Consider the following 14,953-nt stretch of genomic DNA (forward strand, 5'->3'; position numbering starts at 1 on the left):
GGGACCTTCCGGGAGAGGGGTTCAGCGACGGTGGTCGGGGGACGGAGACGCGCGGTGGTCGCTCACCACGCGCTCGACCGCACCGTCACCAGGGGGCGCAGTTCGTTGCGGAGCGTTTCGAGGAACGTGACGACCTCGGCGGCCGTGGAACGGTGCTGGAGGTCGTTGAGCACGTCGTGGTGCGCGCCGTGCACGACCGAGAGCCGGGCGCGGGGCAGCGACTTGGCCGCGCGGGCCAGCGCCTCGTGGTCCGCGAGAGGGTCCGCGTCACCGGCGAGCAGCAGCACCGGGACGTCCACGGCGGCCTCGTCCGCAGCGGCGAGCAGCGCGTCCGGCAGGGCCTCGTCGAGGGCGCCGCGCCGCACCCGCGGGTCGTCGCTGAGCACCCCCCGGTGGGTGGGGCAGGAGGTGCGGACGGCGAGTTCGTCGTCCCAAGTGGCCGCTGTGCCGGTCTGGTTCGCGACACCTCCGGGCAGACCGGCGAGGACGAGCGCGTCGGGCCGCCGCTCGTCGGCCGTGGCGGGCCGGGCGAGCAGCGCGGCGAGCGCGGCGGCGCCGGAGTCCGCTCCCACGAACACCACGGGCAGGGCGACCTGACCGTCCACGGCTGTGCCGTCCACCGCGTCGGTGAGGCGGGCGGCGAGCCCGTCCAGGGACGCGTCCAGGTCGTCCGCGTGGAGGTCCTGGCCGTCGATCACACGGACGCGGTAGGCGTCCGCGGCGAGCCGCCGGCCGAGGCGGGTGTAGGTCGCGCGGGTCTCGCCCCGCCCGGGGACCACGACGACGGTCCCTCGCACGAGGAGGCCCTCGGGGCCGTGGTGGTCGCTGTACTGGGTCATGTGCGTACTCCTGCGGGTGCGGGTGTGTGAGGCTCGGCCCGGTGGGCGGGGGTCCAGCCCAGCGCGGGGGCCACTTGGGTCGCGATGAGTTCGAGGGCGCGCAGCGCCGCGTCGTGGTCGGGCACGGCCGGGTTGAACTGGGTGATGAGATCCGTGGCGACGGGCAGCACCTTCTCCTGCCCGAGCGCCGCGACGATCTCCTCGGGATGGCCGTAGAAGCAGTGGAAGCGGCGCAGCGCGTCGTCCGCGTCCAGGTCCTTCGGGAACGCGCCGTGTTCCGCCATGCGCAGGGCCGCCCGGTGGACGTCGTCCCCGATGTGCCGCAGCGCGGTGCGCCGGTCCCGCGCCGGGAACACGAAACGCGACAGTCCGATGCGCGGCCGGCGCGGCTGGTCCCAGGCGCCGAGATAGGCGTCGGCCCAGGGCCGCTGCACCTCGTCGGTGGGCGCGTCGTAGCCGTACGCCGCCCGGTTGAGCAGCAGGTTCGAGCCGTGCTCCGCCGCGTACACGGCGCCCGGCGCGCTGAACACCCCTTGCCAGACACGGTCGGTGAAGTCGCCCGGCTCGGGCTGGACGCGGAAGCCGGGAGCACCGACCTCCCGGTGCGCCAGGGCGTCGCGCAGGATGTCCAGGTGCAGGCTGGTCAACTCGCGCCTGCGGGAGGGGTCCTGGCCGAACGCGGCGTACTCCAGGTCGCTGGAGCCGCTGCCGACGCCGACCTCGACCCGGCCGCCGCTGAGGATGTCGACGGTGGCGATGTCCTCGGCGAGACGCACCGGGTTCTCCAGCGGCAGCACCGTGATGGCGGTGCCGAGCCGGATGCGGGTGGTGCGGGCCGCCGCGTGGGCGAGGAACATCCACGGGGAGGACAGGCCACCGCCGCCGAGCGGGACGTGGTGCTGGGCGACCCAGCCGATGTCGAAGCCGAGTTCGTCGGCGACGGTGAACAGTTCCTGGGCGTTGCGGTAGGTGCGGGCGAAGTCGCCGTCGCGGCCCTGGACATGGGTGAGGAAGCCCAGACGCAGGCGTGGTCCGTCTTGGGTCATGGCGGTGCCGTCAGTCCTGGGCCGGCCGCGCCGCGAGGGCGTGGCGGTTGGCGGGGACCGGAAGGCCGAGGTTGCCGCGCAGGGTGTCGGCGGCGTACTCGGTGCGGAACAGGCCGCGCTTCTGGAGGAGCGGCACGACACCGTCCACGAAGAGGGCGAGTTCCTCCTCGGTGCGGAAGGCGAGGTTGATGCCGTCGAAGGTGCCGGCGTCGAACCAGCGCTCGATGGTGTCGGCCACCGTGTTGGGATCGCCGACGAACGGCGACTGACGGAACTGGTTGACGGACTGGGCCACTTGGCGCAGCGTCAGGTTCTCCGCGCGGGCCCGCTCGATGAGCGCCGAGGCGCCCGTGCGCCCGCCCTTCTCCGCCAGGTGCGCGACGTCCGGGAACGGCGCGTCCAGGTCGTGGACGCTGAAGTCGTAGGCCCCGAAGGAGCGTCCGAGGAGCGCGAGGTTGCCGGCGAAGTCGTTGTCCTCCTCGAAGATCTCGCGCTCGCGGCGGCGCGCGGCCTCGTCGGTGGCGGCGACGACCGGCCCGCCGTGGATGAAGATCTTGATGTGGTCGGGGTCGCGCCCGTAGGCGGCGGTGCGCTGCTTGATGTCGGCGTAGTAGTCCCGCGCCTGCTCCAGCGATCCGCCGGGAGCGTAGATCCCCTCGGCGACCCGGGCGGCGAGGTCACGGCCCTCCTCGGACACCCCGGCCTGGAAGATCACCGGCTGGCCCTGCGGCGAGCGGGACAGGTTCAGCGGCCCGGCGACCGTGAAGTGCTCGCCCCGGTGGTCGAGTGCGTGCAGCTTGGCCGGGTCGAGGAAGACGCCTCGCTCGACGTCGGCGGGGAAGGCGTCGTCCTCGTAGGAGTCCCACAGGCCCCGCGCGACCTGCACGAACTCCAGGGCACGGCCGTAGCGGGTCGTGTAGTCGAGGTGCTCGTCGAACCCGAAGTTGCGGGAGGTGCCGGTGTCGAAGCTGGTGACGACGTTCCAGCCCGCTCGCCCGCCGCTGATGTGGTCCAGCGAGGCGAACCGCCGGGCCAGGTTGAAGGGCGAGTTGTACGTCGAGCTGGCGGTGCCGACCAGGCCGATGTGCCGGGTGTGGGTGGCGACCGCGGACAGCAGGGTCAGCGGCTCCAGCCGGTTGAGGTAGTGCGCCGGGTAGGTGGAGTTGATGAACTGGCTGTCGACGATGAACAGGGCGTCGAACAGCGCGTGTTCGGCGGCCTTGGCGAGCCGGATGTAGTAGTCGATGTCGATGCTGGAGTTCTTCGCGACGCGCGGGTCCTTCCACAGCCCGTGCTGGCCGGGACCGCCGACGCCGTAGGGGTGCAGGGCGAGATGGATGGTGCGGGGCATGGCTGTTCCTGTCTGTCGGGTGGGCTCAGGCGTGCAACAGGGCGCGCAGCGCCTCGCGTTCGGCCCGGTCGGCCGGAGCGCTGTGCAGGGTGGGCGCGGACCGCACGAGCAGCCGCGTGTAGGGGTGCTCCGGGGTGTTCACGACGGCGGCGGCCTCCCCGGTCTCGACCAGCTCGCCCCGGTACAGCACGGCGATCCGGTCGGCGACCCCGGCGACGGAGCCGAGGTCGTGGGAGATGAAGACGAGGGCCACGCCGTCGGCGCGCAGCTCCTTGAGGATCTGGAGGATCTGCACCCGGTTCGCGGAGTCGAGGGCGCTGACCGGTTCGTCGAGGATGACCAGCCGTGGTTCGGTGACCAACGCCCGTGCCACGGCGACCCGTTGGCGCTGACCGCCGGAGAGTTCACCGGGCAGCCGGTCCAACAGGTCCTCGGTGAGCCGGACCCGGGGCAGGAACTCCCGTACCCGGGCGGCGGCCTCCTGGCGCGGGGTGCCCCGTACGAGGAGGGGCTCCGCGAGCGACTCGGCGACCGTGAGGTCCGGGTCGAGGCTGCGCAGCGGGTCCTGGAAGACGTACTGGATCACGCCCCGGCGGCGCAGGGCCCGCCACTGGCGGGCGGTGTGCCCGGTGACGTCCTCGCCGTCGACGCGGACGGTGCCGGACGAGGCGCGCACCAGGCCGAGCACGGCCCTCGCCAGCGTGGACTTCCCGGAGCCGGTCTCGCCGATGATGCCGACGGTCTCGCCGGGCGCGACGGTCAGGGAGACGTCGTGCAGGGCGCGCCGTCGCCGGCGGCGCGGCCCGTAGTGCACCTCCAGGCCCTCGACGGCGAGGACCGGCTCGGGGCGGATGTCCGTCGTGGTGTCCTCACGTGCTCCGGCGGTGCTCACACGTCCTCCTGCGGGGTGAGGAACTTGTCCAGCCCATACTGCTCGTGCTCGTCGATGAGGAGCCGGGTGTACGCGTGGCGGGGGTGGTGCAGGACCTCGTGGGTCGGCCCGCGTTCGACGACCCGGCCCTGCCGCATGACGAGGACCTCGTCGCAGAGCTGGGCGACGACGGCCAGGTCGTGGGAGACCACGACGAGCGCGAGGCCGGTCCGTTCGCGCAGGTCGGCCAGCAGGTCGAGGATCTCGGCCTGCACGGTGACGTCCAGCGCGGTCGTCGCCTCGTCGGCGATCAGGACACGCGGCCCGGCGGCGATGGCCGCCGCGATCAGCACGCGCTGGAGCATGCCGCCGGACAGCTCGTGGGGGTACTGCCCGTAGACCAGCTCGGGGTCGCGCAGGTGCACGGCGCGCAGCAGCTCGATCGCCTCGTGGCGGGCCGCGCGCCGTTTCGCGCCCTTCTTGACCCGGACGACCTCGGCGACCTGCGCGCCCACCTTGATGGAGGGGTTGAGGTAGGAGGCGGGGTCCTGGAAGACCGCGCTGATCGTCGAGCCGCGCAGCTCGGTCCACTGGGCGGGCGTCAGGCCGGTGATGTCCCGGCCGTCCAGCTCGATGGAGCCGCCGGTGACCTCGAAGTGGGCGGGCAGGATGCCGAGGGCGGCCCGGCAGGTCAGCGTCTTGCCGCTGCCGGACTCGCCGACGATGCCGACGGTGCGGCCCGGGGTGAGGTCGAAGCCGACGCCGTGCACGATCTCCCGGTCACCGGCCCGGTCACCGATGCGGACGTCCCGGACCGACAGCACCGGCGGGGTCGGCTCGCCCTGGGGTGCGAGGGCCTCGGCGGGTGCGGGGAGCTTCTGGGACAGGGTGCTCATGACGCGCCTCCTGCGGGAACGGGGTCGGCCGGACCGGTCCGACGGGCGCGGGCCTTGCGGCTGTTGAGGAGCGCGCGGCCCGCCTCGCCGGAGACGTCCCGGATGGCGTCGGCGAGGAGGTTGCAGGCCCAGACGGTGACGACGATCAGCAGGGCCGGGGTGAGCGGCGCCCAGGGACGGTGGCTGAGATAGCCGAGGTCCGAGGCGAGCAGACCGCCCCAGGTGGGAGCGGGCGGCTGCACGCCGATGCCGAGGAACGTCAGGCTCGACACGATGACGAAGCCGACGCCGACGGTCTGGGCGAGGGCCACCGCGATGGGCGGCAGCACCTTGACCCACACGTGCCGGCGGACGACCCAACCGAGCGAGGCGCCCGAGATCAGCGCCGCCTCCACGTACTGCGAGCGCGCCACGGCCAGCGTCGCGGCCCGCGAGACCCGGTAGAACAGCGGGGAGACGAGCACGCCGGTGACGAGCATGGCCTGGGTGATGCCGTTGCCGAGCAGCGCGACGACGGCGACGGCGAACAGCAGGAAGGGCAGGGCGACCAGGGTGTCGGCCAGCCGGAGGGTGATCCACTCGAAGGCCCGGCCCAGATAGACCGACAGGATGCCGGGGACCACCCCGACGACCAGCGCGGTGAGGGCGACCTCCAGCGAGCCCAGCACACTGATCCGGGACCCGTCGAGGAGCCGGCTCAGCACGTCCCGGCCCAGGTAGTCGGTGCCCAGCCAGTGTGCGCCCGACGCGGCGGCGAGCGTGTCGTCGCTGGTCGCGAGCGGGTTCTGCGGGGCCAGCAGCGGTCCGAACGCGGCGAGCAGGGCGATCACCGCGAGGACGGCCACGGCGATCCGGCCGGAGGGCAGGGAGAGAACGCGGCGCACCACGGCTCACACCCCCCGCTGCGACGCGGGCGTCACACGCGCCAGCACCAGGTTGACGACCAGGTTGAACGCGACGACCAGGACGATCGACACCACGAGCACTCCTTGTACGGCGGGTACGTCACCGGCCTGCGCCGAGTCGTTCGCGAACCTGCCGAAGCCCTGGAGGCCGAAGATCCACTCCGTGACGACGGACGCGCCGACGAGCGAGGGGAACTTCAGGCCGAGCGTCGCGAGCGCCGGTCCGAGGCCGTTGCGCAGCACGTGCCCGAAGAAGATCCGGCGTGGGCTCAGCCCTCGTACCAGCGCGCCGGTGACGTAGTTCTCGCGGTAGGCCGCGACGAGGCTGGAGCGCAGCTGGCGGGCGACGTCGGCGACGACGTCGAAGCTCAACGCGACGGCGGGCAGGGTGATGTGGGCGATCCACGCTCCGAAGCCCTGCTCCGCCGGGACGTACCCGGCGGAGGGGAACAGCCCGAGCTGGACCGCGAGGACGGCGACCAGCACGATCCCGACGACGAACGCCGGCATCACGGAGATCGCGGTGACGAACCCGGTGACGGCGCGGTCCACCCAGGTCGTGCGGCGCACCGCGGCGAGCGTGCCGAGCGCGAAGCCGACGACCACGCCGATGAGCAGCGCGAAGGTCGCCACCGACAGGCTCACCCCGAGACCGAGGCCGATCAGGGTGGAGATGTCGGCGCCGTTGGTCCAGCTCGCGCCCAACTGGCCGTGCAGGACGCCGCTCAGCCAGTCGCCGTACTGCACCAGGAAGGGCCGGTCCAGGCCCCACTGCGCCTCGACCCGGGCGATCGCCTCGGGTGTCGCGTCCTCGCCCAGCTGGATCCGCGCCGGGCTGAGCCCGCTGAGCGAGCGCAGCGCGAACGTCACGAACGTCGCGACCAGGAAGACGGGTACGAAGATCGCGACCGACCGGGCGAGGGTGGCCAGGACGCGGCCCAGCGCGTGCCGGGTCCTGGCCGTGGCGACGGTGCGCGGGGCTGCGGCCGGCGGCCGGGCCTGCGTCGTCGTCATGGGGGTGCCCCCTCTCGAAGTGATGGGTACGGGCGGTCAGTTGGCGCCGATGGTCACGCCGGTCCAGTCGATGTGGGCCGGGTTCTTCGGCAGGTCGGACACGGACTTGCTCTTGGCGATGAGGTTGGGCTGGGAGTAGGTGAAGACCAGCGCCCGGCTCTCCAGTCCGGCGCGGGTCGCGCTCTGGAGCACCGTGGCGTAGTCGGGCGAGTCCAGCGGGGTCTCACGGACCTTGGCGACGGCCGCCTCGAAGCCCGAAGGCTGGTACGGGGAGCTGAGGTTGAGCGGACCGTCGGGGCCGAAGTGCGCGGTGAGGGTCTGCACCGCCGAGTCCCGGCCCGTGGTGCCGTACAGCGAGAAGGTCAGGTCCTTGGCGAAGAACGGTGTCGCCCAGTTCTTGTCGATCTTGATGGTGACGGTGATGCCGACCGCTCCGAGCTGCGACTGGACGATCTCCGCCTGCGGGTCCTCCGCGGGGATCACCAGGTTGAGCTTGATGTCACCGGACTTGTATCCCGCCTCGGCGAGCAGCTTCTTCGACTTGGCCAGGTCGTAGGCGTAGTCGTCCTCGGAGGCCGGGTCGTAGGCCACGTATCCCTTGGGGAAGGGCTGGTTGGTGGTCTCGCCGTACCCGAAGGTCAGCTTGTCCACGAACTCCTGGCGGTTGACGGCGTAGCGGACGGCGTCCACGACCTTGTCGTCGTCGAAGGGCGCCTTGTTGACGTTGAGGCTGATGTTGGAGGCGTTGAACCCCGGCTGGACGAAGACGTCGAGGCCGGCCTTCTTGGCCGCGTCCGCCTGACTGGGCGCGATGTCGGCGAAGTTGTAGACGCCGGTCTGGAGCCCGGAGACGACCGTGGAGGCGTCGGGGGCCGAGGTGAGTTCGACGTTGTCGATGTGGATGTTGTCGGCGTCCCAGTAGTCGGGGTTCTTCTTCAGGACAGCCTTGGTGCCCGGCACGATCTGGGTGACGGTGAACGGGCCCGCGCCGACCGGGTTCTGGTCCAGCTTCTCCGGGGACTTCGCCGCCTTGGGGCTGGCGATCTGGAGCACCCGCTCGCCGAGGAGCTGGGGGATCTGGTAGTCGACCTGGGTGAGGTGGAGGACCGCGTCGAGGCCCTTCGCGTCCACCGACCCGATCGAGGTCAGGTCACCGAAGAGCGCCGAGTTCTTCTGCTTCTGGGCGCGTTCGATGGCCGCCTTCACCGCCGAGGCGTCGACGGGTTCGCCGTCGCTGAACTTCAGGCCGGAGCGCAGATGGAAGGTGATCTCGTCGCCCTTCGCGTTGTACTCCCAGCTCTCGGCGAGGTCGGGCACCGCCTTGCCGGTCTCGTCCGTGCGGGTCAACGAGGCGTACACCAGGGCGAGTTCACGGAACTGGGCGCCGCTGCCGCCGACCACCGGGTCCCAGTGGGTGGGGAAGTAGGAGGAGGTCCACTTCAGGGTGGCGGCGCCGCTCGCCGACGCGCTGTCGCCGCCGCAGGCGCTGAGCGCAGGGACGAGCACGGTGACGAGGGCCGTTCCCAGGGCGGCGGCGCGCAGCCGGGTGCCGCGCCGGGAACGCGGGTCGGGTCCGGTGCGGGGCGTGCTGTGTCGGGGCATGACGGTTCTTTCTTCGAGGGCGCCCCGGCCCGGTCAGGGCTGCGGGCACGGGGGCGGCGGACGCGGCGACGGCCGTGGGGCATGGCGGGACGGGCATGCCCGCGCGCCACGTTGCGTGCGGAGGCATGCCGGACCCGGGGCATGGGGCGTCGGCACAGGGGTGCGGTGGGCCGGAAGGCGGGGGAGGAGCAGGCGCCGGGGCGCGAGGAGGGAGGGGGCGCGACCTTGGGGGGACGCGGCGCCGCCGGGCGGCATGAGGCCGGCCGTGGCGGGCGCGGTCAGGCGCCTGTGGGCCGCGGGTGGCGGGCGGTCAGCGACAGAGAGCGCTACAGGTGCGCCGCAGGTCCACGTAGCGGCACACCACACCGGGGTGCGTCGTGAGCATGGTGAACATCCTGGGGCCGCTCATCGGCGGCTGTCAATGGACACCAAAAGGTGTCTCATTCGGCGGGACGGTCCGTGACCGCTGCTCAGAGCCCTGTCACGGTGCGGTGGGTGACCCGGACCGCACGGCCGGATGCGTCACGGCCTCCTCGGCGGACAGCCACAGGGGCCCGTTCCCCGTCTCCACCCGCACGGCTCCGGAAGGGGGCCACACGCCGTGCGCGAGCAGCCGCCGCTCGGGCTCGGTGAGGCTGCGGTGCAGCCCCAGCGCCTCCGCCGCCTCCGTCCGGACCGGCGCCGGGGGAAGACCCGGCAGCACGGCGCCGATCACGGTGACGTACTCCTCGTAGGTCCGCCAGCCCGGCACCGCCCGGACCCCGGCGGGGGAGCGCACGAGCAGCGTCGGCAGCGCGTACCGGTGCCCGCCCTCGGGCGTCTCCTTGGCGGCACCGGGATGCGGGGAGTCGCCCGGGGGCACGGACAGCACCTCGGGCACCGGCCGACGGGCCTCGGCGTGATCGGCCCGCACCAGGTCCCGTACGTCCGCCGACGCGGCGTCCGCCGCCAGTCGCTCCGCGTCCAGGCCCGGCACGCCGCGGGCCGCCGCCAGCGCGAGCGCGGTCGTGTCGGCGGGCTCGCCGAGGACGAAGACCGTCTCCCGCAACCGGCGCAGCACCCGCTCGCCGACCTCGGTGCCCTGCCGTTCGGCGGCCTTCGCGACCAGCGACGCGGGCCACGAACTCGCGGCGACACGGCTCAGCGCCGAGGCCATCGGCGCGTGGGTGTGGCCGGTGATGTCCCGCACGTAGCGGGCGTACCAGGCGGTCTCGGCGGCGGCGTCCGGTGCCGGATCGTCGGTGTCGTCGAAGAGGACGCCGTGCACGCGCCGCCAGCGGACCCGGCCCGCGACCGCCGCGCGCAGCGCCCGCAGGACCGGTTCCGCACCCCACGACCAGGGGCAGAGCGGGTCCGTGTACTCCACGATCTCCACGGCCCCGGCCGTCACGCCGCTCCCTTGCGGTCCGCCTGCGCGGGCAGCAGCGCGGTGAGCGTCGTGCCACCGAGGACGGCGGCGGCGTCCGCCTCGATCCGCCGCCACACGCCGGGCAGACCGCCCGCGGGGCCCGGGTAGTCGAGGCCGTCCAGCGGCTCGCCCCGCAGGGTGAGCAACTCGCCGTCCACGGCCCGCGCGACGTCGAGCAGGGTGATCTCGTCGGCGGGCCGGCCGAGCCAGTAGCCGCCCTCGCAGCCGCGCTGGCTGCGCACCAGACCGGCCCTGCGCAGCTCGCCCACCACGGACTTCAGGAAACGGAACGGAATCTGCTGCGAGGAGGCGATGGCCTCGCAGGTCAACGGGCGGTCGGGTTCGCGGGCGAGCTCCAGCAGGGCCCGCGCGGCGTAGTCCGCCTTCGCGGAGATATGCATGCGCTCATGATGCCCGAACAGCGCCCCCAGGCCAGGGTTTCCGCAGTTCCTCCTCCTTCATTGCGGGAACATTGCCGCAGGTGAAGCGCAATGGACACCTCTTGACATCCTTTTTCGGCCCGCCTTAGCGTCCCGGTCATGAGCGAGCCGCTGACCACCCCCGGTGAAGGTTTCCACCCCCATCTCGGCGACGGCACGGACCGGCCGACGACGCCTCTGCGCGCCCGGCTGCACCACATCCGCGCCGACGCACTCGACGGCGACACCGCCCAGTCCGGCGGCATGCGCCGGTTCGCCGCGATCAGCGGCACGACCGTCGGCTCCGAGAAGCTGTGGATGGGCCAGACGCACGTCGCCCCCTCCACCGCCTCCTCCGACCATCACCACGGCGAGTCCGAGACCGCCATCCATGTCGTCAGCGGGCACCCCGAGTTCGTCTTCCTGGACGACTTCGGCGACCCCGACGGCACCCCGACCGAGATCCGCGTGCGCACGTCCCCCGGCGACTACATCTTCGTCCCGCCGTTCGTGCCGCACCGCGAGGAGAACCCGGACCCCTCCGAGGAGGCCGTGGTCGTCATCGCCCGCAGCACCCAGGAGGCGATCGTCGTCAACCTCCCCCACCTGTACGTCCTGGGCCGAGAGGAAGCCTGACCGGGCCCCGCGCGCGGGGTTCCTCCGGGGGCCGTCCGGCCGTGAACATTGCAGCTCCGTGAAATGCGGCCTCCGAACCGCGGAGCCGTCGCATCAGATGCATACAGTTGCATGCAGACGGAGCCATCGGCCCGTTCTCCTCGCACCCGAGCATCCGAACCACCCCACGCGAGCCCCCGCACCACTACACGCGAGCCCCGCACCCGTATGCGCACCCCTCGCGTCCGAGCCTCCGGAGACACCCCGCCATGGAAGAACTCACCTGGGACAGCCCCGCGATGGCCGACGGCTTCGCCGCGATCCGGTCCGGATCGCCGTTCGTCTACGGACTGACCAACTACGTCGCCGCCAACCTGAGCGCCAACGTGCTCCTCGCGGTCGGCGCCGGGCCCGCCATCGGTGCCGCCGCCGACTTCCCCACCGTCTTCCCGGCCGGCGCCGGAGCCGTCTGGATCAACACGGCCGCGCTGATCAGCAACCCGGCCGAACCCGTCCGCGACGCGGCACGCACCGCGCACCGGGCCGGCACCCCGTGGGTCCTGGACCCCGTCGCGGCCGGCGCCGGCGCCACCGAGTACGACGGGTTCGTCAGGGAACTCCTCGACCACCGGCCCACGGTGATCCGAGGCAACGCCAGCGAACTCGTCTCCCTCGCCGGCGGCGACAGCACCGGCAAGGGCGTCGAGACGACCCTGTCCTCCGCGGACGCGGTCGGCGCCGTCGAGGAACTCGCCCGCAGGACCGGCGCCGTGGTCGCGGTCAGCGGCCCCACCGACTACCTGACCGACGGCACCCGCACCGTCGCCGTGCCCGGCGGCGACGTCCGCCTCACCCAGGTCACCGGGGCGGGATGCAGCCTCGGCGCGCTCATCGCGGGCGCCCTCGCGGTCGTCCCCGACGCGCTCACCGCCACCGCCGTCGCCCACGTCGCCTTCGCGACCGCCGCCGAGCGGGCCGGCGCCCGGACCACCGGAACCGGTTCCTTCGCCGTCGCGCTGCTCGACGAGCTGTCCCTGCTCGGCCGCTGACGGCCGCCGCGAACCCTGGAGCACCCCTTGAGCACCACCCCCGACCCGGCCGACCGGCCCCGGATGCATCTCGCCGCCTTCCTCAACGCGGGACCGCAGGGCACCGTCGGCTGGCGCCACCCCGACGCCGGTGACGGCTTCCTGACCGCCGCCCACTACACCCACATCGCCCGGGTCCTGGAGGACGCCGGATTCGACCTCGCCTTCGTGCCGGACTCCCTCGCCGTGCCCCGCAGCCTCGGCGGCTCCTTCGACCCCGCCGTCACCTGGGGCACCGGCACCCCGCGTCTGGACCCGGTGCCCGTCATCACGCTGATGGCCGCCGCGACCCGCCACCTCGGCGTCGCCGCCACCATCTCGACGGGCTACCAGGAGCCCTTCCACGTGGCGCGCGGCATGGCCACCCTCGACCACCTCCTCGGCGGACGCGCCGGGTGGAACGTCGTCACCAGCTTCCAGGACGCCGAGGCGCAGAACTTCGGGCAGGAAAGGCTGCCCGAGCGCCGCGAACGCTACGCCCGCGCCGAGGAGTTCCTCCAGGTCACCGCCCAACTCTGGGACAGCTGGGCGGACGACGCGATCGTCGCCGACAAGGAGAGCGGCGTCTTCGGCCGCCCCGCGGCCGTCGACCCGGTCGACCACCGCGGCGAACACTTCGCCGTACGCGGTCCGTTGAGCGTGCCGCGCCCGCCCCAGGGCTACCCGGTGATCATCCAGGCGGGTGCCTCACCGGCGGGCCGGGACTTCGCCGCCCGCTGGGCCGACGTCGTCTTCTGCAGCCACGAGTCGCTGGAGTCGGCCGTCGCCTTCTACGCCGACGTCAAGGCCCGCGCCGCCGCCCACGGCCGCGACCCCGACCAGCTCAAGGTCCTGCCCGCCGCGACGACCGTCGTGGGCACCGACGTACGCGACGCGCTCGCCAAGCACGAGGAGTTCACCCGACTCGTCCATCCCGAGGCCGGGTTGTCGCGGCTCGCGTACCACGTCAACGTGGACCTCACCCAATACGACCTCGACGGTCCGCTGCCCTCCCTGGAGGAGGTCGGCGTCGAGGGGCACTACCGGGAGGTCGTGGAGTTCGCCGAACGGGAGAAGCTCAGCGTGCGCGAGATCGGCCGCTGGTACGGGGCGCGCACCGAGGGCGACATGATCGGCTCGGCCTCCGACATCGCGGACACCATGGAACTGTGGCTGGACAGCGGCGCGGCCGACGGCTTCATGATCCAGGCCACCCATGTCCCCGCCGCCTTCGAGGAGTTCGCCGCCCACGTCGTCCCCGAACTGCGCCGCCGCGGCCTCGTGCGCACCGGACCCGCGGGCGCCACCCTCCGCGAGAACCTGGGCCTGGCCCGGCCGGAACGCGGCGAGTGGCGCAACCGGGCCGCACCGGCGACGGGAGAGCGGCCGTGACCCCGGCACCGCACGTCCTCGTCGACCCCGCCTGGCTCCGCGAACGGCACGGCGACGTCCTCGTCCTCGACGCCACCGTCGACCGGCGCACCGGCCCCGACGGCTCCGCCGTCTTCGTCGGCGGACTCGGCCTGCACACCGAACGCCGCCTCCCCGGCGCCCACTTCGCCGACCTCCTCACCGGCTTCTCCGACCCGGCGGCACCCCACCCCTTCACCTGCCCGCCCCCGTCCCGCGTCGCCGCGTACGCCCGCGACCTCGGCGTGCGCGAGGACTCCACCGTCGTCGTCTACGACCGGCTCAGCGGCGCCTGGGCCGCCCGGGTCTGGTGGGTGCTGCGCACGGCCGGGATCACCCGCGTCCACGTCCTCAACGGCGGCCTCACCGCCTGGGAGGCCGCCGGACTGCCCGTCACCGACGGCCGCGAACCCGCCCCCGCGCGGGGCGACGTCGTCGACCGCCCCGCCCGCGAGGGTTTCGTGGACCTGGAGCGGATGAAACGCATCGCGAGCGGCGCCGACCCCACCCCGGCGGTGTGCGCGCTGCGCCGCACCGAGTACCTCGGCGACCCCGCCAGACCCCGCTCCGGCCACATCCCCCGCACCGGCAGCCTGCCGTACGCCGACTTCCTCGGCCCGGACAACACCCTGCGCGCCGAACGCTCCGCGGACCTCGCCCGCGCCCACGGCGTCCGGCCCGGAGACGGTACGGTCCTCTACTGCGGCGGAGCGATCAACGCGGCGGGCCTCGCCCTCGCCCTGCACGAGATCGGCATCGACGACGTGCTCCTCTACGACGGCTCGCTCACGGAATGGCGCGCCGACCCCACCCTCCCCGTGACGGTCGGCCCGGAGAGCGGGAACGACGGATGAAGAGCACCCGGGACACGATCTACGACGAGCTCAAGCACCGCCTCACCTCAGGGAGTTATCCCCAGGACACCTCTCTCGTCCCGCTCGCCCTGAGCGAGGAGTTCGAGGTGTCCCGCACCCCGGTCCGCGAGGCCCTGGCCCTGCTGGAGCGCGACGGACTCCTCGTGGGCACCCGGCGCGGCTTCGCCGTACGCCTGCGCACGGACGAGGAGATGCTCGAACTCTTCGAGCTGCGTGCCGTGCTGGACGCCCTGCTCGCCTCGGCGGCGGCGCTGAGGCGCAGCCCCGTCGACCTGGCCAAGCTGGACGCCGTCATCGAGCGGGCCGGCACCGCGACGGACGCCGAGGAGATCCGGCGAGACCTCAACCAGTGGCACGACACGGTCCGTTCGGCCGCGCACAACACCACCGTCTCGTCCCTGCTGCACACCGTCGACGCCCAGGTGAAGACGAGCGCGCCGTGGCGGACCCGCACGGTGGAGAACACCTTCGACGCGGCGCTCGCCCAGCACCGGGCGATCACCGAGGCGATCCGCGCCCAGGACCCCGAGGCGGCCCGGCTGCGCATGCTGGAACACCACGAGCACGACCGCGACACCCGCATCCGGCAGAAGGTGCGCGGGGACACAGCGGACACATAATCCCCTCGCCGCGAT

Annotated in this window: 15 protein-coding genes; 5 read left to right on the forward strand and 10 right to left on the reverse strand. The window is 73.1% G+C overall.

Going from position 1 to position 14,953, the window contains the following annotated elements; genetic code table 11:
* Positions 1-62 precede the first annotated feature (62 nt).
* The 10 genes from ACIPSE_RS24365 to ACIPSE_RS24410 form a co-directional block, all read right to left on the reverse strand.
* Positions 63-839 carry an alpha/beta hydrolase gene (locus ACIPSE_RS24365; protein ID WP_401665672.1) on the reverse strand — a complete coding sequence of 259 codons (777 nt, stop codon included), beginning with the start codon at positions 837-839 and terminating at the stop codon, positions 63-65.
* Positions 836-1,885 (reverse strand): LLM class flavin-dependent oxidoreductase, encoded by a 1,050-nt coding sequence (locus ACIPSE_RS24370; protein ID WP_401665675.1) that lies wholly within the window; start codon positions 1,883-1,885, stop codon positions 836-838. The genes ACIPSE_RS24365 and ACIPSE_RS24370 overlap by 4 nt, the downstream gene beginning before the upstream one ends.
* Positions 1,886-1,895: 10 nt before the next feature.
* Positions 1,896-3,236, reverse strand: coding sequence for an LLM class flavin-dependent oxidoreductase (locus ACIPSE_RS24375; RefSeq protein WP_401665678.1), 1,341 nt, complete (start codon positions 3,234-3,236; stop codon positions 1,896-1,898).
* 25 nt (positions 3,237-3,261) lie between these two features.
* Complete coding sequence (locus ACIPSE_RS24380) at positions 3,262-4,128, reverse strand: ABC transporter ATP-binding protein (protein ID WP_401665681.1); 867 nt, start codon at positions 4,126-4,128, stop codon at positions 3,262-3,264.
* Positions 4,125-5,003: an ABC transporter ATP-binding protein gene (locus tag ACIPSE_RS24385; protein WP_401665684.1), complete on the reverse strand. Its 879-nt coding sequence runs from the start codon at positions 5,001-5,003 to the stop codon at positions 4,125-4,127. The genes ACIPSE_RS24380 and ACIPSE_RS24385 overlap by 4 nt, the downstream gene beginning before the upstream one ends.
* Positions 5,000-5,890: an ABC transporter permease gene (locus ACIPSE_RS24390; RefSeq protein ID WP_401665690.1), complete on the reverse strand. Its 891-nt coding sequence runs from the start codon at positions 5,888-5,890 to the stop codon at positions 5,000-5,002. The genes ACIPSE_RS24385 and ACIPSE_RS24390 overlap by 4 nt, the downstream gene beginning before the upstream one ends.
* 3 nt (positions 5,891-5,893) lie before the next feature.
* The gene (locus ACIPSE_RS24395) at positions 5,894-6,922 is read right to left on the reverse strand and encodes an ABC transporter permease (protein ID WP_401665693.1); all 1,029 of its coding nucleotides are present in this window, start codon (positions 6,920-6,922) and stop codon (positions 5,894-5,896) included.
* A gap of 36 nt (positions 6,923-6,958) precedes the next feature.
* On the reverse strand, positions 6,959-8,524 hold the full coding sequence (locus ACIPSE_RS24400; RefSeq protein ID WP_401665696.1) for an ABC transporter substrate-binding protein: 1,566 nt from the start codon (positions 8,522-8,524) through the stop codon (positions 6,959-6,961).
* Between the two features lie 481 nt (positions 8,525-9,005).
* Entirely contained in the window at positions 9,006-9,914 is a 909-nt protein-coding gene (locus tag ACIPSE_RS24405) for a DsbA family protein (RefSeq protein WP_401665699.1), read from the reverse strand.
* The gene (locus tag ACIPSE_RS24410; protein WP_401665702.1) at positions 9,911-10,333 is read right to left on the reverse strand and encodes an RrF2 family transcriptional regulator; all 423 of its coding nucleotides are present in this window, start codon (positions 10,331-10,333) and stop codon (positions 9,911-9,913) included. The genes ACIPSE_RS24405 and ACIPSE_RS24410 overlap by 4 nt, the downstream gene beginning before the upstream one ends.
* 138 nt (positions 10,334-10,471) lie before the next feature.
* Here ACIPSE_RS24410 and ACIPSE_RS24415 point away from each other — a divergent pair, with 138 nt between their 5' ends.
* From ACIPSE_RS24415 to ACIPSE_RS24435, 5 genes are all read left to right on the forward strand, one after another.
* Positions 10,472-10,987, forward strand: coding sequence for a cupin domain-containing protein (locus tag ACIPSE_RS24415; RefSeq protein ID WP_401665704.1), 516 nt, complete (start codon positions 10,472-10,474; stop codon positions 10,985-10,987).
* Between the two features lie 248 nt (positions 10,988-11,235).
* Positions 11,236-12,015 (forward strand): hydroxyethylthiazole kinase, encoded by a 780-nt coding sequence (locus ACIPSE_RS24420; protein ID WP_401665707.1) that lies wholly within the window; start codon positions 11,236-11,238, stop codon positions 12,013-12,015.
* A gap of 27 nt (positions 12,016-12,042) precedes the next feature.
* Positions 12,043-13,425 carry an LLM class flavin-dependent oxidoreductase gene (locus ACIPSE_RS24425; protein ID WP_401665710.1) on the forward strand — a complete coding sequence of 461 codons (1,383 nt, stop codon included), beginning with the start codon at positions 12,043-12,045 and terminating at the stop codon, positions 13,423-13,425.
* Entirely contained in the window at positions 13,422-14,297 is an 876-nt protein-coding gene (locus ACIPSE_RS24430) for a sulfurtransferase (protein ID WP_401665713.1), read from the forward strand. The genes ACIPSE_RS24425 and ACIPSE_RS24430 overlap by 4 nt, the downstream gene beginning before the upstream one ends.
* A complete protein-coding gene (locus tag ACIPSE_RS24435) occupies positions 14,294-14,938 on the forward strand; it encodes a GntR family transcriptional regulator (RefSeq protein WP_401665716.1) in 645 nt (214 codons plus the stop codon). The genes ACIPSE_RS24430 and ACIPSE_RS24435 overlap by 4 nt, the downstream gene beginning before the upstream one ends.
* Positions 14,939-14,953: the final 15 nt, after the last annotated feature.

The sequence above is a fragment of the Streptomyces sp. NPDC090106 genome, from assembly GCF_044747265.1.
GTDB lineage: Bacteria > Actinomycetota > Actinomycetes > Streptomycetales > Streptomycetaceae > Streptomyces.

Bases quoted from the DNA above. Each gene is read 5' to 3' on its own strand.
- ACIPSE_RS24365 (WP_401665672.1), bottom strand. From the start codon at position 839: ATGACCCAGTACAGCGACCACCACGGCCCCGAGGGCCTCCTCGTGCGA.
- ACIPSE_RS24370 (WP_401665675.1), bottom strand. From the start codon at position 1,885: ATGACCCAAGACGGACCACGCCTGCGTCTGGGCTTCCTCACCCATGTC.
- ACIPSE_RS24375 (WP_401665678.1), bottom strand. From the start codon at position 3,236: ATGCCCCGCACCATCCATCTCGCCCTGCACCCCTACGGCGTCGGCGGT.
- ACIPSE_RS24385 (WP_401665684.1), bottom strand. From the start codon at position 5,003: ATGAGCACCCTGTCCCAGAAGCTCCCCGCACCCGCCGAGGCCCTCGCA.
- ACIPSE_RS24395 (WP_401665693.1), bottom strand. From the start codon at position 6,922: ATGACGACGACGCAGGCCCGGCCGCCGGCCGCAGCCCCGCGCACCGTC.
- ACIPSE_RS24400 (WP_401665696.1), bottom strand. From the start codon at position 8,524: ATGCCCCGACACAGCACGCCCCGCACCGGACCCGACCCGCGTTCCCGG.
- ACIPSE_RS24410 (WP_401665702.1), bottom strand. From the start codon at position 10,333: ATGCATATCTCCGCGAAGGCGGACTACGCCGCGCGGGCCCTGCTGGAG.
- ACIPSE_RS24415 (WP_401665704.1), top strand. From the start codon at position 10,472: ATGAGCGAGCCGCTGACCACCCCCGGTGAAGGTTTCCACCCCCATCTC.
- ACIPSE_RS24420 (WP_401665707.1), top strand. From the start codon at position 11,236: ATGGAAGAACTCACCTGGGACAGCCCCGCGATGGCCGACGGCTTCGCC.
- ACIPSE_RS24435 (WP_401665716.1), top strand. From the start codon at position 14,294: ATGAAGAGCACCCGGGACACGATCTACGACGAGCTCAAGCACCGCCTC.